Below are 26,893 nucleotides of genomic sequence, written 5' to 3'. Positions count from 1 at the left end.
AGCGTGGGCACAACGACGCCGTTCAGGAGACGGACACGATGAAAATCTATCACAACACCCCGTTCGATGCGCTTGAAATCGGCATGAAGGCCACGACCGAACGCTTGTGCGTGGCCGACGACCTTTACGTGTTCGCCCATGCGTCGGGCAATCGCAATCCGATGCACATCCCGCTTGAGGACGGCGACGGCGATGGCGAGCCCGAGGCGCTTGCCCCGTCGTCCTGGGTCGCTTCTCTGGTGTCATCCGTCCTGGGCAATCAGCTGCCGGGGCCGGGTACGCTCTATCGCGGGCTGAACGTCCGGTTTCTTGGCCACGCGCAAGCAGGAGACACCTTGACCATCGGTGCGCAGGTGACATCGCTTGGGCCAGACCGTCTTGCGCGGTTCGCAGTATGGGTCGACGTGGGCAAGCGGCGGATTTGTGAGGGCGAGGCCGAGGTCGAGGCCCCCGCCAACAAGGTGAGCTTCGAAGCAGGCGACATTCCCGGCCTGACCGTTCAGTCGCACCACAACTTCGATGCGCTGACCGAACGCGCGGCCCCTTTGCCCCCCATCCCCACCGCCGTCGTCGCACCCGAAGAAACCAATTCATTGGGCGGCGCGATCCTTGGGGCAGAGCAGACGTTGATCACGCCAATCCTGATCGGCAACCGCGCCAAGATAGAAGCCGCCGCGGCCGAGTTGGGCAAAGACATCACCGCCTACGAACTGATTGATGTGCCAGACCATGGCGCCGCAGCCGCTCGCGCCGTGGCGCTGGTGAACGAAGGGCGTGCCAGGGCGCTGATGAAGGGGTATCTTCATACAGACGAATTGCTGCGCCCGGTGCTGGCGCGCGACACCGGGCTGCGCACCGGGCGCCGACTGAGCCATATTTTCGTAATGGACGTGCCAGGCGTCGACCACCTGATCATGGTGACCGACGCGGCGATCAATATCGCGCCCGACCTAGAAACCAAGGTCGACATCACCCAGAACGCGATTGATCTGGCATTGGCACTTGGGATCGACCAGCCCAAAGTGGGTATCCTGAGCGCCGTCGAAACGGTGACGCCCAAAATCCCGTCGACCATCGACGCTGCCGTGCTGTCAAAAATGTCAGAGCGGGGCCAAATCAAGGGGGGCGTGGTCGATGGCCCCTTGGCGATGGACAACGCCGTGAACTTGTCAGCGGCGCGCACGAAGGGATTGAAAAGCCTGGTGGCGGGGCGGGCCGAAATTTTGGTCGCACCGAACATGGAAGCAGGCAATATGGTCGCCAAGGAACTGACCTTTCTGGCGCATGCCGAAGCGGGCGGCATCGTGATCGGCGCGCGCTGCCCGATCATCCTGACCAGCCGCGCCGATGATGACGACGCGCGGCTGGCGTCCTGCGCGATTGCAGCGCTTTATGCAGAACGGGGCGCAAAAGTATGAGCATTCTGACGCTGAACGCCGGATCCTCATCGATCAAGTTTTCGGTGTGGGAGGATGAAGCGCGCACCCTTTCGGGCCAGGTTGACCGGATCGGCCCCGATGCGACCTTGCGGATCGGCGATGACCGCACGGCGCTGGGCCCCACAGACCATGCCAACGGCGTTCAGGCGATTCTATCGGCTGTGGCGCCGCATCTTCAGACGCCGCTGGACGGGATCGGGCACAGGGTGGTGCATGGCGGGCCGGATTTTGCTGCGCCGGTCACGCTGACACCGCAGGTCATCGCCCAGTTAGAGAAATACATCCCGCTGGCGCCCCTGCATCAACCCCATAATCTGGCGGCGGTGAACGCCGCCGGCAAGGCTTTCCCGCACGCGGTGCACGTCGCGTGCTTCGACACGGCCTTTCATCGCGGCCACCCTTGGGTAAACGATACCTTCGCCATCCCCCGCGCGTTCTATGACGAAGGCGTGCGGCGCTACGGATTTCACGGTCTCAGCTACGACTATATCACGCGCCATCTGGCCAGTCATTATCCTGAACTGGCCCACAATCGGGTGATCATCGCCCATCTGGGAAATGGTGCGTCCATGTGCGCCACGCGGGGCGGCCAATCGGTGGGGTCAACCATGGGGTTTTCGGCGTTGGACGGGCTGCCAATGGGCACCCGGTGTGGCCAGATCGACCCGGGCGTCCTGCTCTATCTTATGGACGCCAAGGGCATGGACGCAGCAGACATCTCAACGATGCTCTACAAGGAAAGCGGCCTGAAAGGGTTGTCCGGGATCTCGCACGACATGCGCACCCTGTTGGCCAGCGACGCACCAGAGGCAGCTCAGGCAATCGATTACTACTGCTTCCGCATTCGGCGCGAAATTGGCGCAATGGCCGCGGTTCTGGGCGGGTTGGACGCACTGGTGTTCTGCGGTGGGGTGGGGGAAAACGCCGCCCCAATACGCGCCCAGGTAATCGCCGATATGGACTTTCTTGGCCTCAGGATCGACGCTGAAGCAAACGCAGAAAATGCCACGAACGTCGCCCTCGGTGACACCCCGATCCTTGTGATCCCAACGGATGAAGAGAGCGTCATCGCCAGCGCCACACGCGCTGCTCTGCACGCCTGAAAACGGTGAATAGTGCAGCGCAGATAACTTTTTTCCTTGCCGAAACCGGTTTCGGGAACACTTACTTGTGCTCATGGGGGATTCGTTCAACCAAAAAACGCCAAAGCGTGTGACGATTGCGGATGTGGCCGATTACCTTGGCGTGACCAAGGGTACCGTGTCGCGTGCGCTGAATGGCTACCCTGATATTTCCAAATCGACGCGGCGAAAGGTTGAACAAGCCACCCGCGATCTGGGTTATCGCCCCTTGGCGCAGGCTCAGGCCATTCGAACAGGTCGTGTCCGGGCAATCGGGCTGGTTCTGCAAACGTATGACCATGACGGACAGCGCCCGTTTCTGGCCGATTTCCTGCAAGGTATCAGTCAGGTTGCGTCAGAAGAGAACTGGACACTGACACTGGCCACGGCGCCGGATCGCGCGGCGCTGATCCCGACGCTGGATCAATTGATCACCGAACGAAAAGCCGACGGGTTCATCTTGCCCCGGACCATGGCTGATGACCCCCGCGTAAGCTACCTGCGCGGCCGCGGCGTGCCCTTTATCCTCTATGGTCGTGTCGAGGATCGCGAAGGCTGCGGCTGGTTCGACATTGCCAGCGAAACCGCCATCGGCGAAGCGGTCAGCCGACTGACCAAGCTGGGCCACCGGCGTATTGGCTTTGTGCACGGCGACGACCGCTATATGTTCGTGCGCCTGCGCAAAGCGGGGTACCTTGCCGGGCTTCGTGATGCAGGTTTACCGCTGGATGACCGCCTGATCGTTGCCAATGCCTCAAGTGAAGCACAGGGCCGCGCTGCGACGGACCGGCTGCTCGATCTGCCGGACCCGCCGACTGCGATCATCTTTGCGACCGACCTTGCCGCCTTTGGGGCCTATGCGGCAGCGGCATCGCGCGGCGTCGTCATCGGGCGCGACCTGTCTATCGTCGGCTATGACGGACAGCCCGAAGGGCGCCGTTTGACCCCACCGCTGGCCAGTTTCGCCGTCGACAACAAACTGGTGGGACAGGAACTGGCAGGCCTGCTGATCAGGCATTGCCGGGGGGACGCACCTGAATCCTTGCGGCGCACGGCATGCGCTGCGTGGATGCCAGGTGCCAGCGTTGGCCCTGCCCCGAGCTTCAATCAAAACACTCATTTTAAAGACTGGGAGGTCAAGACATGACGAAACAACTTCGTTTCAAGTCACTAACAGGAAGCGCCGCGATGGCGCTGGCCCTGGCAGCGACCGGCGTTCAAGCGGAATCCATCCGTTTCTGGACGATCGAAGAACAGCCCGAGCGGCTTGCCAAACAACAGGAAATGGCCGCGCAATTCGAAGAAGCCTCTGGCATCGAGGTCGAGGTCATCCCCGTCACCGAAAGCGATCAGGGCACGCGCGCCACCGCCGCGTTCGCCGCGGGCGATCTGCCGGACGTGATCTATCACACGCTGCAATATGCCCTTCCTTGGGCCGAAGCCGGCATTCTGGACACCGACGCGGCCACCGATCTGGTCGAGGAACTGGGCGCAGAGACTTTTGCGCCCGGCGCGCTGGCAATGACCGCGACCGAAGACGGCTATGCCTCGGTGCCGGTCGACGGATGGACGCAAATGATCGTCTATCGCAAGGATCTGTTCGAGGACGCCGGCCTGGAGGCGCCCACCAGTTTTGCGAATGTTCGGGCCGCGCTGGAAAAATTGCACAACCCGCCAGAAATGTACGGCTTTGTCGCCGCGACCAAGGTGGATGAGAATTTCATGAGCCAGGTTCTGGAGCATGTTTTCCTTGCCAACGGCGTTTCGCCAGTCGGCCCAGAGGGGTTCCAACCGCTTGATGAGGCCGCCACGACAGAAGTGCTGGATTTCTACAAGGCGATCGTCGAAGCCTCGCCGCCGGGGGATCTATATTGGAAGCAATCGCGCGAACTTTACTTCGCAGGACAGGCGGCGATGATCATCTGGTCGCCCTTCATCCTGGATGAACTGGCGGGCCTGCGCGACAGCGCGCCGCCCACCATCAACGACGATCCGACCAGCGCCGAACTGGCGTCGCTGACGGGAATCGTGACCAACTTCAGCGGGCCATCAAACCCCGATGGAGCAGCCTGGGGCGACATCCGGTCTTTCGGCGTCACGTCGGATGCCAATGCCGACGCGGCTGAAGAGTTCGTCAAGTTTTCGATGTCGGATGGCTACACTCAAACTCTGTCAATCGCGCCCGAAGGCAAGTTTCCGGTGCGGCGCGGCGATCTGGCCGACCCAGAGAAATTTGCCGTGGAATGGGCCAGCCTGCCGGTTGGCGTGGATCGCAAGGCGCCCTTGGCCGACCTCTATGACAAAAGCATGATCGACGAGATCGTGGGCGGTCTGGACGTGGCGCAACGCTGGGGCGTCAAGGACGGACAGCTGGCGCTGGCGTCGAAGATGATCAACAGCCAGGCGATCAACCGCCTCGTTCGTGAATTCATCGACGGCGAACGCGACGCTGCAGCCACCATCCAGATGATGAACGACGAATTGTCCGCCATCGAATAAGTCAATCGGGGCGCGCCCTTGCGGGGCCGCCCCATCCGGAGCTGCATGATGACCACCCGCACCGCACAGCCGCCCAAAGGACGCGGACCGCTGGCCAAACGCGAGGCGCGCCTGGCTTGGGGGCTGCTGGCGCCAACGCTTGTGGCCGTTGCGCTGGTGGTGATCTTGCCGCTTCTGGCGATCTTCTGGATTTCCGTGAAGCCGGTCCAATTGTCCGACCTGCGCGCGCCCGAACCGGTTCTTCGTGAGGATCTGCGCGGCAAACCCACCGCGCCAGGCGATGACGCGACCATCCGCTACCGGCTGCGCAATTCGTCACCCGACGGACCGGTGCTGGGCGTGACTTTCAGCGATGTGATCCCACAAGGGTTGACCGTCACAGCCCTGCCAGACGACCGCTGCAGTCTGGACGGGCAGCAACTGTTTTGCGATTTCGGCACACTTCAGGGCGGCGCGCGCGAGCGGTTGGAAATTCCGGTCACGGTGGGGGCCAGCTATCTGGCCACGGGCGACGTGGAAGCCAGCGATCCGCTGCTGACTGGCAAGGGCCAGAGCGTGCTCACCAACGATGAGTTTACGTTGGACAATTTCGCCCGCATCTTCAGCGGCGACGAATTCCTTGGCGTGCTTGGGGTCACCCTGTTTTACACGGTGTTCGGGACCATCGGCGCGCTGGTTTTCGGGCTTTTTGCCGCCATGCTGCTAAACCATTCGTTCAAGGGCCAAGGCATTTTGCGGGGGCTCTATCTGTTTCCCTATGTTGCCCCGGTGATCGCGGTGGCCTTTACCTGGGTGACGCTATTCGATCCATTTTCCGGCTCGGCCAATGCGCTGCTCTTGCAAATGGGGCTGACCCAGACGCCGATCAGCTTTTTTGGCGAAAAGCCATTGGCGTTGATCATGGTGACGGTGTTCGAGGTCTGGCGCTATTTCCCCCTGTCCTTCTTGTTCATCCTGGCCCGGATGCAAAGCATCGACACCGATATGTACGAAGCGGCCGACATGGACGGCGCCAGCCCATTTCAGAAATTCTGGTACCTGAGCCTGCCACAACTCTTGGGCATCCTGTCGGTGCTGTTCCTGCTGCGCTTCATCTGGACTTTCAACAAATTCGACGACATCTTCTTGCTGACGGGTGGGAATGCCGGAACGCGGACGCTGACGGTGAACGTCTACGAGCAGGCCTTTGCGATTTCCAACATCGGCGCAGGGGCAGCGGTGGCGGTTGTGGTCTTTGGCTGCTTGTTGCTGTTTTCGGTATTCTTCTTTCGCTTCATGAGCCGCGAGGAAGGACTATGACCGGGCGCTTGACTGCACCCGCGTGCGGGCTCTGCCCCCGCAGCCGGTCGGGCACCACCCGGGATATTTTTCAGACGAAGAGGGCCAGTCGATGCGGATGTTGAGGTACGGTTATTTGACTGGACCTGTGCTGGGCGCCCTTTGGACGCTGGTGATCGCGACCAGTGTGGCCATCGCCCTCAGCTTTGCCACAGGTGACGCGCTGCGTCCGTCGGCCCTGTGGAGCGTTGTCTACGGCGCCGTCCTGGGGTTTGGCGCCATTGAACGGGTGCGGGGACCTTGGGTGTTGGTGTGTCTGAGCATCGTGGTCGCGGTTGCACATATCACTTTGCCAGCGCCGGTGCTGTTCGCGGCCGACACAGGGGCAGGTCTGCGCATAGTGACCGGAGCGATCATCGCAGCGGCGTCCGCTGTCGGGCTGTGGCGCATTCTGGCTGATGTGGACAAGGGCGCGTTGACCCGCCACGTGTTCGAGGCGGCGGTGATCCGGTTTCTGACCGGGTTCGGGTATATCTTTTTCACCGCTATCGTGCTGATCCCGTTTTACGTGATGGTCATGACTTCGCTGAAATCTCAGCAGGCGCTGTTGCAGAACCCGTTGGATTTTTCCCTTGATCTGTCACAGGGGATGGGCCTGTTTCGCAGCTACGTCGAGCTGTTTCGCGACTTTGGTTTCGGGCGCTACTTGTGGACCTCTTTCCTGATCTCGGTCATCACGGTTGCGATCACGCTGGCGTTTTCAATCCCCGGCGCTTACGCGGTCGCCCGGCTGAGGTTTCGCGGCGCGGCGATGATGAGCCGGTCGATCCTACTCATCTACATGGTGCCCATGATCGTACTGGCGCTGCCGATCTACATCGCCTTCTCTAGCGCTGGCCTGCGCAATTCCATTCTGGGCATCGTGTTGATCTATCCGGTCACGACAATCCCGGTCGCGCTCTACATGTTGCAGGGCTATTTCCGCGGACTGCCCGCCGAAGTCGAAGAGGCCGGACTGATGGATGGCCTGTCGCGCCTGCAGGTGATCTGGAAAATCACGCTCCCCCTTGCTTTGCCTGCGCTTGCGTCGGTTTCGCTCTATGTCTTCATGATCGCGTGGAACGAATTCCTTTTGGCATTCATGTTGCTGGACGATCCATCGAAATTCACGCTTACACGCGGTGTAGCGATGCTTAATTCATCAGAAATACCACGGCAGCACCTTATGGCCGGCGCAGTCATTGCAACTGTCCCGATCATGGTGCTTTTCCTTGGACTAGAGAAATTCATGACGCGCGGACTGACTGCAGGCGCGGTCAAAGGCTAGGTCAGAGTAAGAGACATATGAACCACAAGAAACTGGACAAACAGGCGCGCAAAATTCTGCGCGAGAATGATCGTGGCGGCTATACGGTGCCGACCAGACGGCTGTACCCGTATCAATGGAACTGGGACAGCGGCTTTGCGGCCTGGGGCTTTGCCGCCTTCGACGTCAAACGGGCCTGGTTCGAAATCCAGACCCTGTTTCACGGGCAATGGGACAACGGGATGGTCCCCCACATCATCTTTCACAAACGCGCCGACGGGTATTTTCCCGGCCCCGATGTCTGGGGCACGCCGCGCATCCCCCATACATCGGGCATCACACAGCCCCCCGTGGTGACCACTTTCGCGCGGTCCATCTATGAGGCGGACAAGGAATATGGCCGTGTGCACATGGAACTGCTCTATGGCCGCCTGGTCAGCTGGCACCGCTGGTTCATGAAACATCGGGTTACCGATGGCATGGTTGCCATTACGCATCCTTGGGAAAGCGGGCGTGACAATGCGGTCGACTGGGACGGGGCGATGGCCAATGTCGACGGGTCGAACGTGGGCCCGTACGAACGTGCGGACACCCATCACGTGAATCCCGAAATGCGCCCCAAAAAGGAAGACTATGACCGCTACCTGGCCATGGTCCAATTCAGCCGCGACAGCGGGTATGACGAAGCCGAAATCGCCAGGAACGGGCCCTTTCGAGTGGCCGATGTTGGCATGACATTCATCCTGTTGCGATCGTGCCGGGACCTGCTGGCCATCGCGGCCGAGCTGGACCACATCACGCAAGAAATCCGGGGATGGATCCATACCTTGGAACAAGGCGTGTCGCGGCATTGGAACGAGAACGGTGGTTTTTACGATTCCATTGATCTGAGGACGGGCGAACACGCCGGGTCCCTTTCGTCGGCATCCTTCCTGTGCTGGTACGCAGGCATGCGCGACGACCGGATGCTGCCGCATCTCAAGCGTATCCTCGACAATGTGAGCTTCGCCGTGCCCTCGTGCGACCCCGAGAGCGCCGCGTTCAACAGCCTGCGATACTGGCGTGGTCCAGTCTGGGGGATCATCAACACGCTGATCGGGCTGGGATTGGCCGAAGCGGGCCACATCGAATTTGCCGAACGCATTCGCCGGGATACGCGCAAGCTGATCGCCGAACACGGGTTCTATGAATATTTCTGTCCCCATGACGGGGCACCGGCAGGCGGCGACGCCTTTACCTGGACAGCCGCGATTTGGCTGACCTGGGCATCGCCGTCGGCCAAAGGGCGGCTCTAGCCGAGCTGAAGGAGGACACAATGGGATCGATCGAACTGAGCGCTGTCGAAAAATGGTACGGCGAGGTGCAGGTGATCAAGGGCATCGACCTGGCCATCGACGAGGGCGAATTTGTCATATTCGTCGGCCCATCCGGCTGTGGCAAGTCGACCCTGTTGCGCATGATCGGCGGACTTGAAGAAATCTCGCGCGGAAGTCTGGCGATCAACGGCACCGATGTCACCGATCAGCCCCCCTCCAAGCGCGGCCTGTCGATGGTGTTCCAGAGCTACGCGCTCTACCCCCATATGTCGGTGGCCGATAACATGGGCTTTTCACTAAAGACCGCCGGCGCCCCACAGTCCGAAATCACCGCCAAGGTGTCCGAGGCCGCGCGGGTCTTGAAGCTGGAAGACTACCTGGACCGCCGCCCGCGCGATCTGTCGGGCGGGCAACGACAGCGTGTAGCCATCGGTCGATCGATTGTGCGCGATCCCACGGCCTTTCTGTTCGACGAGCCGCTGTCGAACCTCGATGCTGCCTTGCGGGTCGAGATGCGCTACGAAATCGCAAAGTTGCATCAGTCGCTTGGTCGGACAATGATCTACGTGACCCACGACCAGGTCGAAGCCATGACACTGGCCGACCGCATTGTCGTTCTGGAATTCGGGACCATTGCGCAGGTCGGCACCCCGCGCGAACTCTATGAAAGCCCGGCCAACTTGTTCGTTGCCCAGTTCATTGGTAGCCCCGCAATGAATATCATGTCGTGCAGCGCATCGGGCGGGCAATACACCCTTTGGGGCGGGCGCGGCGGCACGGGGCCGAACGGTGCGGTAAAGCTTGGAATTCGCCCGGAACATATCACGCTGGGCACGCCGGGCGACGGCCAGGCCGACGGGGTGGTCGACGTGGCCGAATACCACGGCTCGGACACGTTCTTGATCATTGACGGGGCCGAACTTGGCCGGATCACCGTGCGCGTGGTGGGCAACACCGGTCTGCGCGATGGGGATCGGGTCGGGCTGACTTTCGCGCCCGAACACACCCATTTCTTCGATGCACAAGGTTTGGCGCTGGCCCGCCCCTGAACGCTACAACGCCTGCAACGCGTCCGCCAACCATAGCGACAGTTTTTCCGCCGCAGGCGGCAATGCGCGCCCCTCGGCCCGCGCCAGGACCAGCTTGGCCACGACAGGTCGGGCCAATGGGCGGGCGGGTTCTGGCAAATCGGCCGCAGGCCAGAATTGCAGACTTGGGCGCGGGCAGGTCTGCGGGGTCAACAGCGCGCCGCAGACCATGGCAGGGCGTTGCGAAAAATTCTGGCGTCGAAAGGTCACGTCGATCAACTCGCGCAGGCCAGTGCCTTCGGGCGGAAAGATCATGTCGTATTCGGCCAAGTGCCCTAAGGCGATTGGCGGGCCATCCTGCGCCGTGACCGCGACCAAATTGCTTATGGCGGTGGCAACGGTTTCGATGCCAGGGCGAAACACCGGTTGTGCGATCAAAGCAAGGTCGGCCGAGCGCCCAAGCAGCGCGTCGGAAAACCCGTCATGCGCGGTCTGGCAAAAGGTCATCGAAACACCGGGATGACGTTCACGGAATCGCGCCGTCGTGCGTCCCAGAAATTGGGTCAGCTCTGGGCTGACCGCCACCGCGCAATGCCCGATGCGCAGTCCCTTGAGCGCGGAGAGGGATTCATTTGCGCCCTCAATCGCGGCAAGATGATCAATAATTAGGCGATAGTACATTTCTCCGGCAGCCGAGAGCCGAACCCCGACCCCGAGACGCTCAAAGAGCGGCTCGCCCAACTCGGATTCGAACGCCAGCAGCTTGCGGTTCAGCGCAGACGGAGAAATTGTGAACCTTTCCGATGCCTTACGGATAGATCCGCTTTCGACGATAGCTTGAATATAGCGGTAAATCTCAAGGTGCCGCATGCGCCCCCCGCGCAAGTGTTGCGAATACTGCATCACTACAGATCATTTTTTGCAGCAGACAGCAACGGCCAACCTCCTCCAACGTCACCCCCGTTCAGCGGTGCAATCCGCTGCAGGGAGCGAAACTGAAATCACTGGGACATCAATCATGCTGAAACACCTTCTCACTACCGCCAGCTTGTCGGTCGTCATGGCGGCGACTGCCGCACATGCCGAAATCAAGGTTGGGGTCTTGCATTCACTGTCGGGCACGATGGCGATTTCCGAAACCACGTTGAAAGACACGATGCTGATGCTGATCGAAGAGCAGAACGCCAAAGGTGGTCTGCTGGGCGAAGAAATCGTGCCCGTGGTCGTGGATCCCGCGTCCGACTGGCCGCTGTTCGCCGAAAAGGCACGCGAGCTGTTGACCGTCGAAGACGTCGACGTGATGTTCGGCTGCTGGACGTCGGTGTCGCGCAAGTCGGTTCTGCCGGTCATCGAAGAGCTGAACGGCCTGATGTTCTACCCCGTCCAGTACGAAGGTGAAGAAAGCTCGAAGAACGTCTTTTACACCGGCGCCGCCCCCAATCAGCAAGCGATCCCCGCCACGGATTACTTCCTTGAAGAGCTTGGCGTTGAGAAATTCGCGCTGCTTGGCACCGACTATGTCTACCCCCGCACCACCAACAACATCCTGGAAAGCTATCTGAAGGGCAAAGGCATTTCCGAAGAAGACATCTTCGTGAACTACACACCCTTTGGCCATTCCGACTGGTCCAAGATCGTGGCTGACGTTGTGGCCCTGGGCGCCGACGGCAAGAAAGTCGGCGTGATCAGCACCATCAACGGCGACGCCAACATCGGCTTTTACAAAGAGCTGGCCGCTGCCGGTATTTCCGCCGACGACATTCCCGTCGTGGCCTTTTCGGTCGGGGAAGAAGAACTGTCGGGATTGGACGCCACCAATCTGGTCGGCCATCTGGCCGCGTGGAACTACTTTCAGTCGGCTGAAAGCGATCTGAACGACGAATTCGTCGCCAAATGGAAAGCCAAGATGGGCGAAGATCGCGTCACGAATGACCCGATGGAAGCACATGTGATCGGCTTCAACATGTGGGTTCAGGCGGTTGAAAAAGCCGGCACCACCGATGTCGACGCCGTGCGCGAAGCCATGTACGGCATTCAGGTTCCGAACCTGACCGGCGGCACAGCCGAAATGCTTCCGAACCATCACCTGACCAAGCCGGTCCTGATCGGCGAAATTCAGGAAGACGGTCAATTCGACATTATCAGCCAGACCGAGGAAGTGCCGGGCGACGCCTGGACAGATTTCTTGCCGGAATCGGCTGTCCTGAAGTCTGACTGGGCCGAGCTGGACTGCGGTATGTACAACACCGAAACCGAGACCTGCGTGCAGATCAAGTCGAACTATTGATCTGACCTTCCACGGCAAGGGGGGCCGCTGCGCCCCCCTTGCCCAACAAAAAAGACCATTCAAATGACGCGCATTCTGCTAGCGATCTGGCTGTCACTTTCAGCGCTGATTGCCCCTGCCCACGCACAATCCATTCAGGACATCTTGCAGGAATATGGCGACGTGATCGCCAAGTCCTCGCGCAAGTCCATCGGCCCGGCCATCACCGCGCTTGCGAGCAGCGGCCTTCCTGAAGCCAAGTCGGTTCTGGAAAAGTGGCAGAACAAAGAGATGTGGATGCGTGAAAGCGATGGCGAATTTGTCTGGGCCGAAGAGATCGACCGCGACACGCTCCACATTCACAGCTTTGCCGGGGACGACTTGGGCGAAGCCCCCGATGACGCCTTCAAGCAACTGAAACCCAATTCGGGTATCCGCAGTATGATCGGCTCAGCGCTGGTGCAATTTCAGCTCAACGACCCCGATCCGGACCAACGCCGTATCGCACTTGAAGCCATCGCTCGCGACCCCGACGAAAGCCACCGCGCGCCGCTGCGCGCATCGATCGACGGGGAAACCTCCCCAACGCTCAAGGCGCAAAAAGAGCGTCTTGCGACCCTATTGACCATTCGCTTTGACGACGATCCTGCAGCCCGCATCGCGGCGATCGACAAGTTGCGCGGCGATCTGGGTCTGGACGTGCGCGCCGCGCTGAACCCGCTGGTCGCGACCCGGCGTGTCGCCGCGACCGACGCCCCAGACGGCAATGTCGCCCGCACCCTAAAACCCGGAAGCGACGCGCTGCCGCGCGCCGAGGCTATCGCCTTGCTGATGCAGGCCGGTATCCTGCCAGCCACCATCACCCGCGCTGAACAACGTGCCGCGCTGGAAGCCAACATCGAAAATGGCGAAGTTGGCGGAATTCGCGTGAACCAATTGTCCAGCCAAGAGATGCGCGATCGCGCCTATGCGGCGCTGGCATCTGTGGGCGCCGTGCCCGCAGCCACCACCGACGCCGAAATCGACGCAGCTCTTGAGGACACCACATTCTACGAGCTTTATGCCGAGTCTGATCCCGATGTGACGGCCGCCGCCGAAGATGCACTGGAAACGATCCGCACCAAAGTCGGTTTCAACCAGTTCCTCGATCTCGCGCTCGACGCGCTGTCGCTGGCGTCGATCTATTTCCTTGCCGCCATCGGCCTTGCCATCACGTTCGGCGTGATGGGGGTCATCAATATGGCGCACGGCGAATTCATCATGATGGGCGCATACACCGGCTATGTGATCCAGCAGATCATTCCCGATTACACCGTGTCGATCCTTGTGGCGATCCCGGCAGCGTTCATGGTCACGTTCGCCGCTGGCGTCGCGATGGAACGGCTGGTGATCCGGTGGCTTTATTCACGGCCGCTGGAAACACTGCTGGCCACTTTCGGGATTTCCATCGCGCTGCAGCAAATCGCCAAGAACATCTTCGGCACACAGGCCCGGCCACTGACGTCGCCTGGCTGGCTGGACGGCGCGTGGGTGCTGAACGACGTGGTGTCGATCAGTTATATCCGCATCGCCATCTTCGTGCTGGCCCTGATCTTTCTTGGCGTTTTCCTGTTCATCATGAAGCGCACCCGCTTGGGGCTGGAAACCCGCGCGGTCACACAGAACCCGAAAATGGCGGCATCGATGGGCATCAACCCCGACCGGGTGAACATGCTGACCTTTGGCCTTGGGTCCGGAATTGCAGGCATCGCGGGCGTGGCCATCGGGCTTTATGCAAAAGTCACCTCGGAACTGGGCAGCGACTATATCGTTCAGAGCTTCATGACCGTGGTTGTTGGCGGGGTCGGCAATATCTGGGGCACACTGCTGGGTGCCACGATGATCGGCTCGCTGCAGAAGGTGATTGAATGGTTCAACCCGTCCAACACGCTGGCGGCGCAAACCTACATGATCATCTTCATCATCATCTTCATCCAGTTCCGCCCCCGCGGCATCATCGCCCTCAAGGGCCGCGCCGCAGGAGACTGATCCATGACTTCTTTTCAGAAATATCCCGGTGAGCGTCAGGGGCTGGCCCCTGGCCGCGACCATCCGAACCGCGCGAGGCAGATCCAATGAACCGCAGCTTCTTTGCCAAGAACCCGTCCGTGCTGGTGTTCCTCGCCTTGCTGGGCCTGTTCACCGTGCTGGTGTCAGTCCTGTCCGAAGCCTACGGGCCCGGTGTGATTTCGACGTCATTCGTGAAGACCTTGGGCAAAACGTTGTGCCTTTGCCTGGTCGCCATCGCGATGGACCTTGTCTGGGGATATTGCGGCATCCTTTCCTTGGGTCATTTCGCCTTCTTCGGGCTGGGCGGCTATATGATCGGCATGTGGCTGATGTATGCGCGCACCGAAATCATCGTTGCCGAAAGCATGGCCAACGCCACCATTCCGCCAACCCCACAAGAGATCATAGACGGCATTGGCACGCAGATCTTCGGTGTCGTGGGCAGTTCGGAATTCCCCCTGATCTGGAGCTTCGCAGACAGTTTGGTGCTGCAGCTGATCCTTGTCGTGGCGGTGCCCGGCTTGCTGGCCCTGGTCTTCGGTTGGCTCGCCTTTCGCTCGCGCGTCACCGGCGTGTACCTGTCAATCCTGACCCAAGCGATGACACTGGCCCTCTCGCTCTATCTGTTCCAGAACGAAAGCGGCCTGCGCGGCAACAACGGCCTTTCCGGCCTGCAAAACCTGCCCGGCGCCGATGGTATCAGTCAGGACTATATTTCGGTCTGGTTCTTTTGGGCGTCGGCGCTGGCGCTGGCGCTGGCGTATATTCTTTCGGCCTGGGTTGTGTCGGGCAAGTTCGGCAGCGTCATACGCGGCATCCGCGATGACGAAGCGCGGGTCCGCTTTCTGGGCTATTCGGTCGAAGCCTACAAACTATTCATCTTCACCTTGACGGCCGTGATGGCCGGCATCGCGGGCGCGCTGTATTACCCGCAGGCCGGGATCATCAACCCGGGCGAAGTTGCCCCCATTGCGTCGATCTATTTGGCCGTTTGGGTCGCTATTGGCGGGCGTGGGCGGCTCTATGGCGCCGTGATTGGCGCTGCGGCGGTGTCATTGCTGTCCACATGGTTTACCGGTGGGCAGGTGCCATCCATTCCGCTCGGGTTTTTCACCATTGACTGGGTCGACTGGTGGCAGGTGCTGCTTGGCCTGTCCTTTGTCCTGGTCACGCTTTTGGCGCCCAAGGGCATCGGCGGGCTGGTCGATCTGATTACCGGCAGCCTGGCACCGGACCGGCACGGAGCCGATCTGGGCCCCGATCAGGGCAGCCTTCAGGAAGAGGAGGCCACCAAATGAGCACCCTTCTGGAAGTATCCGGCGTGTCCGTGACTTTTGACGGTTTCAGGGCGATCAATAATCTGTCGTTCCAGATCGGAAGCGCTGAGATGCGCGCCATCATCGGGCCGAATGGCGCCGGCAAGACCACGTTCATGGACATCGTCACCGGCAAGACGCGTCCGGACGAAGGGCGTGTGATCTGGGGCGAGAAATCGGTAAACCTGCTGAAAATGTCCGAAGCGAAAATCGCTCAGGCTGGCATCGGAAGAAAGTTCCAGCGCCCCACCGTGTTTGAGGATCAGTCAGTCTTCGACAACCTGCTGATGGCGATCAAGAAGGATCGCGCGCCCCTGCCCGTCCTGTTCTATAAACCTGCCAAGCCAGATGTTGAACGTGTGCACGAGCTGGCGGCGGAAATCGGCCTGACGGATGAATTGCAGCGCAAGTCAGGTGAACTGTCGCATGGGCAAAAACAGTGGCTGGAAATCGGCATGCTGCTAGCCCAGGAGCCACGCCTTTTGTTGGTGGATGAACCTGCTGCGGGCATGACGCTGGCTGAACGCGAACACACCACCGACATCTTGGTCGAGGCCGCAAAAACGCGCGCAGTCGTGGTGGTCGAGCATGATATGGAATTTGTGCGGCGACTGGATTGCAAGGTGACCGTTTTGCACGAAGGTTCGGTTCTGGCCGAAGGCAATTTGGATCACGTGACGAAAAACCAAGACGTCATCGACGTTTATCTGGGACGCTGAACATGCTCAAGACCCAAGACCTCACCCTGCACTACGGCGGCAGTCGGATTTTGAACGGCATCACGATGGAGGCCCGCCAAGGGGAAGTGACTTGCGTCATGGGGACGAACGGGGTTGGAAAAACTTCGCTCCTCAAGGCGATTTCCGGGACGCATCCCAGATCAGGTGGCCAACTGATGCTGGATGGCGAAGACCTGGGAAAGCTTCCGGCGCAAGCGCTGGCCAAAAAAGGGATTGGCTATGTCCCACAGGGGCGCATGATTTTCCCGCTGCTGACGGTCAAGGAAAACATGGAAACCGCTTATGCATGCCTGCCGCGGTCTGAACACTACATCCCCGAAGAGATCTACGAACTCTTCCCAATCCTCAGGGATTTTCTTGGCAGACGCGGGGGCGACCTGTCGGGCGGCCAACAACAGCAATTGGCCATCGCCCGCGCGATGATCACCAAGCCCAAACTGCTGCTTCTGGACGAACCGACCGAGGGCATCCAGCCCAACATCATCCAGCAGATCGGCCGTGTGATCGAGTTTCTGCGCGACCGGGGTGACATGGCCATCGTGCTGGTCGAGCAATACTTCAAATTCGCCTACGATCTGGCCGATTCGTTCTACGTGCTCAAGCGGGGCGAAGTCGCTTTGGCGGGCACAAAGGCAGAACTTGGCAAAGCCGACGTGATGCAGGCCGTCTCGGTCTGACGGCGCGCGCACCCGCGCCTTTTCTCAGCGCAAACAGGCGAAAATCGGGCATTGGCTCTGCTAATGGCCCGCGCCTTGCGCGTGCCGCCGCCGCTTAATTGTTGTGAAAGAAATGGTGGCTAAGGTTGCCAGCCAAGGCATGCGCTTGATGCGCAGGCAGTGCACGTCAACCCAAGGAAAGATCGCATGCAACGGTATCTGTTTTTTGCTGTGGCAATTTCTCTCGGCACCACTACGGCGCAGGCAAATGCGTTTGAACCCAAGTTGTACGCTTGCCTAGACACGCAAACGCCCAGCTGGGCGCAACGCGACGGTGTCGCCAAACCGATCCAGGCACAGGCTGCACGCACCGTGTCTATCAGCGCTGGGCATGTTGATGCGTCAGGCAACACCTGGCGCGCGCCCGTGTTTTCGTCCGGCGCCCCGCACACGGAAAACGCCGCGCAAGCAGACATGTCGACCACGACAAAGCAGGGCCGGGCATGACCTTTATCGACAACGTCGAGTTTGATGAAGCGCCCCAAACAGTTGTCGGGCACGTATCGGTCGGAAATTCCTTCGGGATTGTGACTGACGCGTTCGACGCAGCAACCCTGTTGAAACTAATCGCAATAGAATGAGGCCAGGCAAGTGGTAAGGAAATTGAAACAAAAAGGCGGGCTTGGCCTGCATTCCATCCTAGTGAAAACGATTGCGATGCTCTGCGTCGTAGGCGCTGCGGTCGTATTGCCCCTTGTAATCATGAACGCGGCGACCACGAAGACGGTCACGAACATGGGCATCACGCAGCAAACCCAGGCTTTGAGCGAATTCGTTGCGGCCCAGAGCACTGATTCATTCACGTTCAACCTTGGCGAGACCCTGGTCGGCGACTTTACGCGCCTGGGCGAGTCGTTGGGCGCTAGCTTCCATGGTGCTGCTGCTGTCACTGCTGATGGCAATTTCTTGTCGGTATATGGCGAGTTGATCGAAGGTATCGACGACTTGGCAAAGAGCGCAATCGAACAGGGCGAAATGGCGAGCGCTCGCAATGGGTTCGCCGTAGCCTGGCCCGTTAAGACGGCCCCCAACGCGGAGCCTATTGGCGCCATCGTCATGGAACTGACGGATACCAACATGGTAGAAACGATCGTCCAGCGGAACATTTTGACTCTCGGCGTAGCTGGTATCGTGTTCCTGTTCGGTGTGGGCGGACTGGCGCTTGTGGTTCATCGAATGACGATAAGCCCGCTACACCGGGTCAACACCTCGGTCGATCTGGTCGCGAAAGGCGATTACAGCAGCGAGATACCCGGCAAGCACCGCAAGGACGAAATTGGTGTTGTTGCAGCGTCCCTGGATGGTTTCCGCGAAAAGCTCGCGGCAGGCGCCGCCCTCGCCAGAGAAAGTTCGTTCAAGAGTGCCGCGTTCGAAGCAAGTTCGGCTGCGTTGATGATGGTTGACGAAAGTTTCAACGTGATTGCAGCGAACCCGTCGGTCGCAAGCCTCTTGCACTCCAATCACACGCACTTCCCGAATGCGGCCACGTTCGATCCCACGGCTTTGGTCGAAACCAATCTGGCCAGCGTACATCCCGATGGTGAGGGCTTTGTCGAACGGGTCCGTGCCGAGGAAAGTGGCGGGTCTTCGGTACTCGCGCTCGGCGATAAGCGATTTACGATCATCTTTGGCCCAGTGGCTGACGCCGACGGCAATACGATCGGCTACGTTCTGGAATGGGAAGATGCCACTGAGACCTTCTTGACCCGTGGTATTTTGGATGCAATTCGCGACGGTCAGATCACCGCACAGATATCTATGTCTGGCACCCTGTTGGAAATGAATGACAATTTTGCAAGGCTGCTTGGAAAAACTGACGGGGAACCGTTGGAAACCGAATGCGGCGCCGTGTCGTCTGACCTGGCGGATGCAGTCAAGTTGCTGGCTGAAACCGGTCACCCACAAACCGGCCAGTTCAAGCTGTGCGACACTGACGGAAACGAAAAAACTGTCGACGGCAGCTTGTCCATTGTGCGCGATGTCGGCGGCGAGCCCGTACGTATGGTGCTAATCGCAAACGACGTCACAGATAATGTCACGAAACTGGAACAGTCGGCGGCCGAACGCGCCCGGATCGAAGCTGCTCTTGCAAAAGTGGTGGAAGCGCTGCGTGGCGGTCTCGAAAGCCTGTCGAATGGTGATCTCACCATTCAAATCGACGAAACGTTCGACAGCGAATACGAAGGGCTGCGCCTGGACTTTAACAATGCGATGGAACGTTTGCGCGAAGCCATTGACCGCGTTGTAGAAAATACAGACCTGATTAACAGCGAATCTTCGGAAATCTCGAACGCTGCCGACGATCTCGCCGCTAGAACCGAGCGTCAGGCATCTACGCTTGAGGAAACTGCGACCGCACTGGATCAACTTACGTCTTCGGTCAAATCGGCCGCCAATGGCGCAAGTCGCGCCAGCCGTATGGTTAGCGATGCCAAAGCGAATGCCGAAAACAGCGGTCGAATTGTCGGCGAAGCCGTCAATGCCATGGGCGAGATCGAAGCATCGTCCGAGCAGATTTCGAAAATTACCAGCTTGATCGATGACATTGCCTTCCAAACCAATCTTCTGGCCCTGAATGCGGGAGTCGAAGCCGCCCGAGCAGGCGGAGCGGGGCGCGGATTTGCCGTAGTTGCGTCCGAGGTGCGGGCGCTGGCGCAAAGGTCATCTGACGCTGCACGCGAAATCAACGGCCTCATTTCCTCAAGCGGCGCTCAAGTCAAACGCGGGGTCGAACTGGTCGGACAGGCAGGCGAAGCATTGCGTGGGATTGTCGCCTCGGTGACAGAAATCGCCACCCATGTGGACGAAATCGCAACATCGGCTGAGCAACAGTCTGTCGGTCTGGGTGAAATCAACGTGTCGGTTAATCAGCTTGACCAAGTGACCCAGCAAAACGCTGCGATGTTCGAAGAGACAACCGCAGCAAGCCATGCGCTCGGCCGTGAAGTCGAAACGTTGAAAGCCATCACCGGCAGCTTTAATACCGGACGCGGGCAAAAGGACACAAGCAATGTCGTCACGCCCGATTTTGACACGTCACCGACGATCTCGCCCGCCAATCCGTTGGAAGAGCGCAAAGCCGTGAATGAAAGCCCAGTCGCCGACAACACGCTGAACGAGGATGGCTGGGAAGACTTCTAGTCCGCCAGTCAGTCTTTACTCAGGCGATCGCAAAACCTGCGCCGCGCGGACCTGCAAGGATCGCGCGGTAAACCACGAACTGGTGCCAATGGTCAGCACCAAGCCAATCAGGACGATGGTGAGACCCGATCCAAGATCGAACTGGTAGTCGGCATTCATCACAAAAGTCAGGATCAACCAGGCTGAAATTGAACCGAGCGCCAATGCGGCAGCGCCTGCGATTGCGCCAATCAAGAGAAACCGCAGCGCAAAGGTGGACATGATCTGTGCACGTTGGGCACCGATGGATTTGAGAATTGCAGCCTCGTAGCGACGCGCGCCTTCGCCAGATGCTATGGCGCTGACCAACACGACGAAACCGATCACAAGGGTAGCTGACGCGCCCAACGATGTTGCCGCCGCGATGGATGACACCAGTTCAATCACTCGATCTACGGCATCGCGTACGCGGATCATTGTGATGTTCGGGTAATCCCGCGAGAGCCCTCGCACAAGAGGCCCGCTCGCCTCGTCCGTTGCGTAGATCGTGGCGATGTGGCTTTGAGGGGCTGACGCAAGCGCAGACGGGTTCATCGACATGACAAATCCGATCCCCGCACTTGAAAAATCCACCTCACGGAAAGACGCAATCGTGCCGGTGACTGGCCGTCCCAATATATTGACAGTCAGACTGTCGCCGATCTCCAGCCCGATTTCTTCTGCTTCCTCGGCCGAAAAACTGATCAACGGCGGCCCGTCATAGTCGTCCCCCCACCAAGTTCCAGCCACGAGCGAGGTATCACCGGGCAAATCGCGCGAGTAGGTCAGCCCACGATCGCCCTGTATGACCCAGTGATCCCCGGCGACCTCTTGAGCAGGCCGCCCGTTGATACGTGTGATCACGCCGCGCAGCATAGGCGCGGTTTCAACACGTTCCACACCCTCGGCCGCCGCGGAATCAGCCAGGAAACCTGCCAATTGTGCGCTCTGGATATCCACCACGAAATACGAAGGTGCATCCTTGGGCAATTCGGTCGCGATCTCGCGTCGCAAATTCCTGTCGATCTGGCCGACGGTCGCCAGAACCGTCAACCCCAAGCCCAAGGCCAACATTGTCACCACAGTTTCGCGGCCTGGTCCGCCGACTGCACCAAGGGCCAAGCGCAAGACAGGGCGTCCCCGAAGCGTTCTGTTGCGGGCCAATCGCGCGGCCAGTTTGCGCGCCGCAATCCCAAGCACGGCAAGAACCAACAGAAACGTTGCAACGCCGCCCAGGGTGGCCGATGCCAAGAGCGGCGCCGTCGAAAAACCGACAGCAGCCCCACACAGCCCCGCAACGAGCAAGGCGATAGCCACCAGATATGGCCAGCGCGGCCAACCTGCCTGAGCCACATCGCCGCGATAGAGCGCTGCGCCGCGAAGGTCCTGAGCGCGCGCCAACGGCCACAGCGAAAATACCGCGGCCGTTAAAGCCCCATAAATTGCAGGTTCAATGATGGCACGGACATGGACGTTTACACTCAGATCGAATGGAAACCGATCGCCCAAAAGGGGCACAATCACGAACGGAATCGCAATGCCGATTGCCAGACCAATAATGATCGCAAGCGCGGAAATCACGGAAATCTGGATAAGATAAATAGAGAAAATCATTGAGCGATCCGCGCCCAGTGTCTTAAGCGTCGCGATGGTTTCGGTTTTGCCATCCAGATAATTGCGCACGGCCGATGCCACGCCCACGCCTCCGACGGCCAAGCCGGCCAAACCGACCAGAATCAGAAACCCGCCCAGCCGTTCCACGAATTGCGCTATTCCTGGTGCACCGTTGCGCGCGTCGCGCCAATGATGACCTTCCCCAATTTGTTCCAGCGTCAGAGCCTGCGCCGCATCCAAAGTCATACCCTGGGGCAAACGCACGCGGTAGGCGCTTTCAAAAAGGGTGCCAGGCGCAAAAAGCCCTGTGCCCTGCAGTGCATCTATCGCGACAAGAGTGCGCGGCCCGAGCATAAACCCGGCCCCTGCGTTGTCAGGTTCGTCCGTCAGGATCGCCGCGATGCGAAACTGCTGCCCGGCGAGCGTCACCGTATCGCCCGGCGCCAAGGCCAACCGTTCCGCAAGAGCCGGCGCAATAACAGCGCCGGGTCGGCCGTCGGCACCGCGCAGCGCTTCGGCTAATGACATGTCCGGCGAAAGACCGACCTTGCCATAAAGCGGATAGGCGTCATCTACGGCTTTGACCTGGGTCAGCGCGCGGTCCTGCGCCGCGCCCTCGCCTGCAACCAGCATCGAGCGGAGCTCGGCTGTTTCTGAAACCTCCGGGAAGGTCTGGTTCAGGAAATCGCGTTCGGCGGCATCGGCAAAGCGATAGGTCAGTTCGACCTCGGCGTCGCCACCGAGCAACACAGCGCCCTGTTCGGACAGTCCGGCTTCGATGACCGCCCGCACGGACCCGATACCCGCAATAGCGGCAACGCCAAGAACCAGACAAACCAGCAAAACGCGAAAGCCACGCAGCCCGCCGCGCATTTCGCGCAGGGCAATGCGCATTGATACAGGCATGGTCATTCGGTCGTCGCCTGGGCCAGCTGTCCATCGATCAGACGTATGGTTCTGTCGCATCGCGCCGCAATCTCTGGCGCGTGGGTGACCATCACCAGCGTGGCGCCATGTCGGTCGCGCAGGTCAAATAGGATATTCATGACCATATCCCCGTTGGGCCCGTCCAGATTGCCTGTTGGTTCATCTGCCAGCAGGATGTCAGGGCGCGTGACGGCGGCGCGCGCCAGCGCGACCCGCTGCTGTTCCCCGCCCGACATTTGCGCCGGAAAATGTCCGGCACGCGAGGCTAACCCCACCGCCGCCAATTCCGTTTCGGCTCTTTCGAACGCGTCGCGCGCACCAGCCAATTCCAAAGGCGTTGCCACATTTTCCAGCGCCGTCATCGTGGGGATCAGGTGGAAGGACTGGAACACCACCCCCATATGTTGACGACGAAACCGGGCCAATGCGTCCTCGGACATGGTGGTAAAGTCGTGGCCAAGAACCGACACGCTGCCCGAGGACGCCTGCTCAAGCCCACCGAGCAACATGAGGAGAGATGACTTGCCCGAACCCGATGGCCCGACCAACCCGATCGTTTCCCCGCGTGCTATATCCAGTGAAATACCACGCAAAATATCGACAGTTCCAGCGTTCCCCATCAAACTGAGCTTCGCGTTGACGAGAGAGATGATCGGGTCTGTCATGAAATTCACTTTGTCCAGGTTGAAGTTACGATATGGGGGTTTTTGGGGGCTGAGCAAGGCCGCTGCGACCGGATTGGTTATCGCCGGGTCTGCAGCGACAGCCGAGCCCACGATCATCACTGCATTCGGCGATTCCCTGACCCATGGTTACGGCCTTGCACAGGGCGACGGGTTCGTTCCCCAGTTGCAAGCTTGGCTGCGTGACCAAGGGGCGGATGTGACGGTCGTGAATGCGGGCGTGTCGGGCGATACCACGGCGGGCGGGGCCGCGCGGATTGACTGGAGCCTGGCAGACGAGCCTGACGCATTGATCGTGGCGTTGGGCGGCAACGACGTGCTGCGCGGCCAATCCCCCGAAGCAGCGCGCGCCAATCTTGAAACGATCCTGCAAAAGGCCGCACCGCGACCGGTGCTGTTGATCGGGATCGGTGTCCCTGGCAACTATGGCCCCGATTACAAAGCGGATTTCGAAGCCATATACCCTGCGCTGGCCGAAAAATACGACACGCTCCTGGTCGACGACTTCTTGGGCCCGCTGGCTGCACAAGCGCCCATCGAACAAGTGATGGACACCTACATGCAAGGCGACGGCATCCATCCCAACGCCGCAGGTGTCGCGCTGATCGTGGAAGAAATCGGCCCGAAGGTTTTACAGTTGATTGCCCGCGCTCAATCGCGCGGATGATCGTCGTAGTCGTCTGACAAAATGCGGCGGGCATCCCCTTCGGGATCGTCGTATTGGTGGCTCTTCAGCGTCCAGAAAAACGCGGCCAGCCCGGCAGCACCAAGCAGCAGGGAAATCGGAATCAGAACGGCAAGAATGGTCATCCGCGGCCTCTCAGGCGAAGTGCGTTCAGCGACACCATAATCGAGCTGCCCGACATGGCCAAGGCCGCGGCCAAGGGCGTTGCGAAACCGGCCAGCGCGATGGGAATGGCAATGGCATTGTACATCGCTGCGACGGTGAAGTTTTCGCGTATGCGGCGCACCGACTTGCGCGATACGTCCATCGCTTCGCCCAGCGGCGCCAGTGATTTGCCGATCAACACGATATCCGACACCACGCGCGTCGCCTCTAACGCCGAGGCCGGCGAGATCGACACATGAGCTGCAGCCAGCGCGGCGGTATCGTTCAAACCATCGCCGACCATCAGCACCTTGCGCCCGCTGCGGGCCAATTCGCCCACGCGCATCGCCTTGGCCTCGGGCAGGGCTTCGGCCTCCCAGGCGTCAATCCCGATGCGCGCCGCCAATTCGGCCACGGGGGCAGGCGCATCGCCCGAGAGCAAAATCACATCAAGGCCCTGCGCGCGCAGTGCGGTGACAGCGTCCTCTGCGCCTTCGCGCAGGTGGTCGGTAAAGGTGAACGCAACCGGCGTGCCATCTGCGATCCGCAAATAGGTGGCCGTCGTGCTTTCGGCCTCGGCGCCAACCCACGCCGCACGGCCCAGCCGGACGCGCGCGCCGTTCAGGGATCCCTGCACCCCATAGCCCGGCACTTCGGTGATATCGGTCACGGGCGCAGCCTCGACGTCAGCGGCGGCGGTCAGCGCGATGCTTAACGGGTGGGCTGACCCCTGCGCCAGCGCCTTGGCGACGGCAAGGTCGCGCGGATCATAAACGCCCGACAGCTGCGGCGCGCCCTCGGTCAGCGTGCCTGTCTTGTCGAACACAACCGTGTCCACTTCGGCCATTCGTTCCAGCGCCGTGGCCGACTTGATCAGCATCCCCGCCCGAAAAAGGCGGCCCGACGCCGCCGTCGTCACGGCAGGTACGGCCAGACCGAGCGCGCAAGGGCAGGTGATGATTAAGACTGCAACCGCGATGTTCATTGACAGGCGCAAATCGCCCGAAGCCCAGACCCAGCCGATAAAGGCAAAGAGCGCCAACAGGTGCACGGCGGGCGCATAGATCGCTGCGGCCTTGTCGGCCAAAGACGTGTAGCGGTTGCGCGAACTTTCGGCCATCGCCACCAAATCAGCCAACCGATGCAACGACGTATCTGTACCGGCCGAACTGACGCGCAGCGTCAGCGGACCGGTCAGGTTGACCTCGCCTGCGGCCAGCGCATCGCCCGGTTCCGCCGCGACCGGCAGCGTTTCCCCAGTCAGGCGCGAGCGATCAATCTCTGACGCGCCGTCAATCACGATCCCGTCCACCGGCACGCGTGCACCGGGCACGACGCGCACTTCTTGTCCAACCTCCAGGTCAGCGACGCTGACGACCTGGCCGTTGGTCAGGGTCGCCCTTGGCACTTCCAGCGCGGTCAATTCCTGCGCCGCCGAACGCGCGACAGACCGCGTTCGGTAATCCAGATACCGGCCGGCCAACAGGAAAAACGTCAGCGACAGCGCTGCATCGAAATAGGCGTGATGGCCCGATTGTGTGGTTTCATAAACTGACATTCCCGCAGCCAGTATGATCGCCAGCGAAATGGGCACGTCCATGTTCAGGCGCCGAGCCCTGAGCGCCGTCAACGCCGACGAAAAGAACGGTTGGCCGGAAAAGGCGATGGTCGGCAGGGCAATCATCGCGGAAATCCAGTGAAACAGGTCACGTGTCGCATCGCTGGCCCCCGACCATACAGCGATGGACAGCAGCATGACATTCATCATGGCGAAACCGGCGACGCCCAAGCGGGTCAGTAACGCGCGCCCCCGCCGATCTGGGCCGCTGGCGGCAATCGCCCCTGCGTCCAGTTCATAGGCCTCAAAGCCGGCCTTGTTCAAAACCTCGACCAGCGCATCGGCGCTCACGTCTTCGTCCGCGTCCACGGCGGCCCGTTTCAGTGTCAGGTTCACCCGCGCCGCGTGCACGCCTGGCTGACGGTTCAACAGCCCTTCGACACCTGAAATACACGCCGCACAATGGATAGCGGGTAGCGAAATCAACAGCCGTGCGTCGCGCACTTCGCGGGCATTGGCCACATCTTCGGCCGACGGCGCCGCTACACAGGCCGGGCAGGCCGATATCTGCACCGATCCTGCCATGTCACTTCACGTAAATCTGCAAGCGCTGCTTGAAGGTCGTGCCATCCTGCGCCTCGGCCTGCAGGCGCAGGTTCCAGTAGCCCTGTCCAAGCACACCGGTGTTGGCCACATAGTCCTGCCCATCGAACGTCCAGACCGGGGTTTGATCCTGGCTGACATTTGTCGCCCGGCCCAGAATACCGCCCAGTCCGGCCACTTGGACCGGATGGCCCAAATCGTCCCGGATCGACAAGCGCAGCAGGTCGCCGTCGGTCTTCAGGGTCACGTTCCAGCCCAAGGCCTCTTGCGCGGCGCGGTCCGCATCGAATGTCTGCGAGGCAACATAGGAGTTCTTGACCTCAAGCCCCGGAAAAGTGCGCACCGCGTTGACTGCCATGACCACGTTCACCGTGATGATGATCCCGAAGGCCGCGACGAACCCCGCCAGTACGTGCCACCCTGTCAGGCGAAACTCTTGCGCCATT

General features: G+C 60.3%; 22 protein-coding genes. 16 read left to right on the top strand and 6 right to left on the bottom strand.

Annotation, left to right across the window (positions count from 1 at the left end):
* Positions 1-38 precede the first annotated feature (38 nt).
* From ACP2AV_RS03090 to ACP2AV_RS03055, 8 genes are all read left to right on the top strand, one after another.
* The gene (locus tag ACP2AV_RS03090) at positions 39-1,418 is read left to right on the top strand and encodes a bifunctional enoyl-CoA hydratase/phosphate acetyltransferase (protein WP_426371185.1); all 1,380 of its coding nucleotides are present in this window, start codon (positions 39-41) and stop codon (positions 1,416-1,418) included.
* Complete coding sequence (locus ACP2AV_RS03085) at positions 1,415-2,542, top strand: acetate/propionate family kinase (protein WP_426371184.1); 1,128 nt, start codon at positions 1,415-1,417, stop codon at positions 2,540-2,542. Before ACP2AV_RS03090 ends, ACP2AV_RS03085 begins: the two co-directional genes overlap by 4 nt.
* Before the next feature lie 73 nt (positions 2,543-2,615).
* Positions 2,616-3,707: a LacI family DNA-binding transcriptional regulator gene (locus ACP2AV_RS03080; protein ID WP_426371183.1), complete on the top strand. Its 1,092-nt coding sequence runs from the start codon at positions 2,616-2,618 to the stop codon at positions 3,705-3,707.
* Positions 3,704-5,059, top strand: a complete 1,356-nt coding sequence (locus ACP2AV_RS03075; RefSeq protein WP_426371182.1) for an ABC transporter substrate-binding protein — start codon at positions 3,704-3,706, stop codon at positions 5,057-5,059. Before ACP2AV_RS03080 ends, ACP2AV_RS03075 begins: the two co-directional genes overlap by 4 nt.
* Positions 5,060-5,104: 45 nt before the next feature.
* Positions 5,105-6,358: an ABC transporter permease subunit gene (locus tag ACP2AV_RS03070; RefSeq protein WP_426371181.1), complete on the top strand. Its 1,254-nt coding sequence runs from the start codon at positions 5,105-5,107 to the stop codon at positions 6,356-6,358.
* A 91-nt stretch (positions 6,359-6,449) separates the two neighbouring features.
* Positions 6,450-7,664 carry a carbohydrate ABC transporter permease gene (locus ACP2AV_RS03065; protein WP_426371354.1) on the top strand — a complete coding sequence of 405 codons (1,215 nt, stop codon included), beginning with the start codon at positions 6,450-6,452 and terminating at the stop codon, positions 7,662-7,664.
* Between the two features lie 17 nt (positions 7,665-7,681).
* The gene (locus ACP2AV_RS03060; RefSeq protein ID WP_426371180.1) at positions 7,682-8,938 is read left to right on the top strand and encodes an MGH1-like glycoside hydrolase domain-containing protein; all 1,257 of its coding nucleotides are present in this window, start codon (positions 7,682-7,684) and stop codon (positions 8,936-8,938) included.
* Positions 8,939-8,958: 20 nt separating this feature from the next.
* On the top strand, positions 8,959-10,008 hold the full coding sequence (locus tag ACP2AV_RS03055) for an ABC transporter ATP-binding protein (RefSeq protein ID WP_426371179.1): 1,050 nt from the start codon (positions 8,959-8,961) through the stop codon (positions 10,006-10,008).
* 3 nt (positions 10,009-10,011) lie between these two features.
* Here ACP2AV_RS03055 and ACP2AV_RS03050 read toward each other — a convergent pair whose 3' ends face one another.
* Entirely contained in the window at positions 10,012-10,857 is an 846-nt protein-coding gene (locus ACP2AV_RS03050) for a LysR family transcriptional regulator (RefSeq protein WP_426371178.1), read from the bottom strand.
* A 190-nt stretch (positions 10,858-11,047) separates the two neighbouring features.
* On the opposite strand from ACP2AV_RS03050, the gene urtA reads away from it, so the two are divergent.
* From urtA to ACP2AV_RS03015, 7 genes are all read left to right on the top strand, one after another.
* A complete protein-coding gene (gene urtA, locus ACP2AV_RS03045; protein WP_426371353.1) occupies positions 11,048-12,274 on the top strand; it encodes an urea ABC transporter substrate-binding protein in 1,227 nt (408 codons plus the stop codon).
* A gap of 63 nt (positions 12,275-12,337) precedes the next feature.
* Entirely contained in the window at positions 12,338-14,281 is a 1,944-nt protein-coding gene (gene urtB / locus ACP2AV_RS03040) for an urea ABC transporter permease subunit UrtB (protein WP_426371177.1), read from the top strand.
* Positions 14,282-14,367: 86 nt separating this feature from the next.
* Positions 14,368-15,600: an urea ABC transporter permease subunit UrtC gene (gene urtC, locus ACP2AV_RS03035; protein WP_426371176.1), complete on the top strand. Its 1,233-nt coding sequence runs from the start codon at positions 14,368-14,370 to the stop codon at positions 15,598-15,600.
* Positions 15,597-16,337, top strand: coding sequence for an urea ABC transporter ATP-binding protein UrtD (urtD, locus tag ACP2AV_RS03030; protein ID WP_426371175.1), 741 nt, complete (start codon positions 15,597-15,599; stop codon positions 16,335-16,337). Before urtC ends, urtD begins: the two co-directional genes overlap by 4 nt.
* 2 nt (positions 16,338-16,339) lie before the next feature.
* Positions 16,340-17,035 (top strand): urea ABC transporter ATP-binding subunit UrtE, encoded by a 696-nt coding sequence (gene urtE / locus ACP2AV_RS03025; RefSeq protein ID WP_426371174.1) that lies wholly within the window; start codon positions 16,340-16,342, stop codon positions 17,033-17,035.
* A gap of 482 nt (positions 17,036-17,517) precedes the next feature.
* Positions 17,518-17,655, top strand: coding sequence for a hypothetical protein (locus tag ACP2AV_RS03020; RefSeq protein ID WP_426371173.1), 138 nt, complete (start codon positions 17,518-17,520; stop codon positions 17,653-17,655).
* Between the two features lie 106 nt (positions 17,656-17,761).
* The gene (locus ACP2AV_RS03015) at positions 17,762-20,215 is read left to right on the top strand and encodes a methyl-accepting chemotaxis protein (RefSeq protein WP_426371172.1); all 2,454 of its coding nucleotides are present in this window, start codon (positions 17,762-17,764) and stop codon (positions 20,213-20,215) included.
* A gap of 15 nt (positions 20,216-20,230) precedes the next feature.
* Here ACP2AV_RS03015 and ACP2AV_RS03010 read toward each other — a convergent pair whose 3' ends face one another.
* Together ACP2AV_RS03010 and ACP2AV_RS03005 are read right to left on the bottom strand one after the other, a co-directional pair.
* Complete coding sequence (locus ACP2AV_RS03010; RefSeq protein ID WP_426371171.1) at positions 20,231-22,759, bottom strand: ABC transporter permease; 2,529 nt, start codon at positions 22,757-22,759, stop codon at positions 20,231-20,233.
* Positions 22,756-23,439, bottom strand: coding sequence for an ABC transporter ATP-binding protein (locus ACP2AV_RS03005; RefSeq protein WP_426371170.1), 684 nt, complete (start codon positions 23,437-23,439; stop codon positions 22,756-22,758). The genes ACP2AV_RS03010 and ACP2AV_RS03005 overlap by 4 nt, the downstream gene beginning before the upstream one ends.
* Here ACP2AV_RS03005 and ACP2AV_RS03000 point away from each other — a divergent pair.
* Positions 23,438-24,124, top strand: coding sequence for an arylesterase (locus ACP2AV_RS03000; RefSeq protein WP_426371169.1), 687 nt, complete (start codon positions 23,438-23,440; stop codon positions 24,122-24,124). The two genes, ACP2AV_RS03005 and ACP2AV_RS03000, sit on opposite strands and share 2 nt — an antisense overlap.
* Here ACP2AV_RS03000 and ccoS read toward each other — a convergent pair.
* From ccoS to ACP2AV_RS02985, 3 genes are read right to left on the bottom strand one after another with little or no spacing between them, the layout of a single operon-like run.
* Positions 24,109-24,267 carry a cbb3-type cytochrome oxidase assembly protein CcoS gene (gene ccoS / locus ACP2AV_RS02995; RefSeq protein ID WP_426371168.1) on the bottom strand — a complete coding sequence of 53 codons (159 nt, stop codon included), beginning with the start codon at positions 24,265-24,267 and terminating at the stop codon, positions 24,109-24,111. The genes ACP2AV_RS03000 and ccoS overlap by 16 nt on opposite strands.
* The gene (locus ACP2AV_RS02990) at positions 24,264-26,429 is read right to left on the bottom strand and encodes a heavy metal translocating P-type ATPase (protein WP_426371167.1); all 2,166 of its coding nucleotides are present in this window, start codon (positions 26,427-26,429) and stop codon (positions 24,264-24,266) included. Before ACP2AV_RS02990 ends, ccoS begins: the two co-directional genes overlap by 4 nt.
* A gap of 1 nt (position 26,430) precedes the next feature.
* Positions 26,431-26,892, bottom strand: coding sequence for a FixH family protein (locus ACP2AV_RS02985; protein WP_426371166.1), 462 nt, complete (start codon positions 26,890-26,892; stop codon positions 26,431-26,433).
* Position 26,893 lies beyond the last annotated feature (1 nt).

Source organism: Aliiroseovarius sp. PTFE2010 (assembly GCF_049943335.1).
Taxonomy (GTDB): domain Bacteria; phylum Pseudomonadota; class Alphaproteobacteria; order Rhodobacterales; family Rhodobacteraceae; genus JBNFVY01.
Note: the sequence above shows the minus strand (reverse complement) of the source record. Positions and strands in the feature narration are given on the sequence as shown.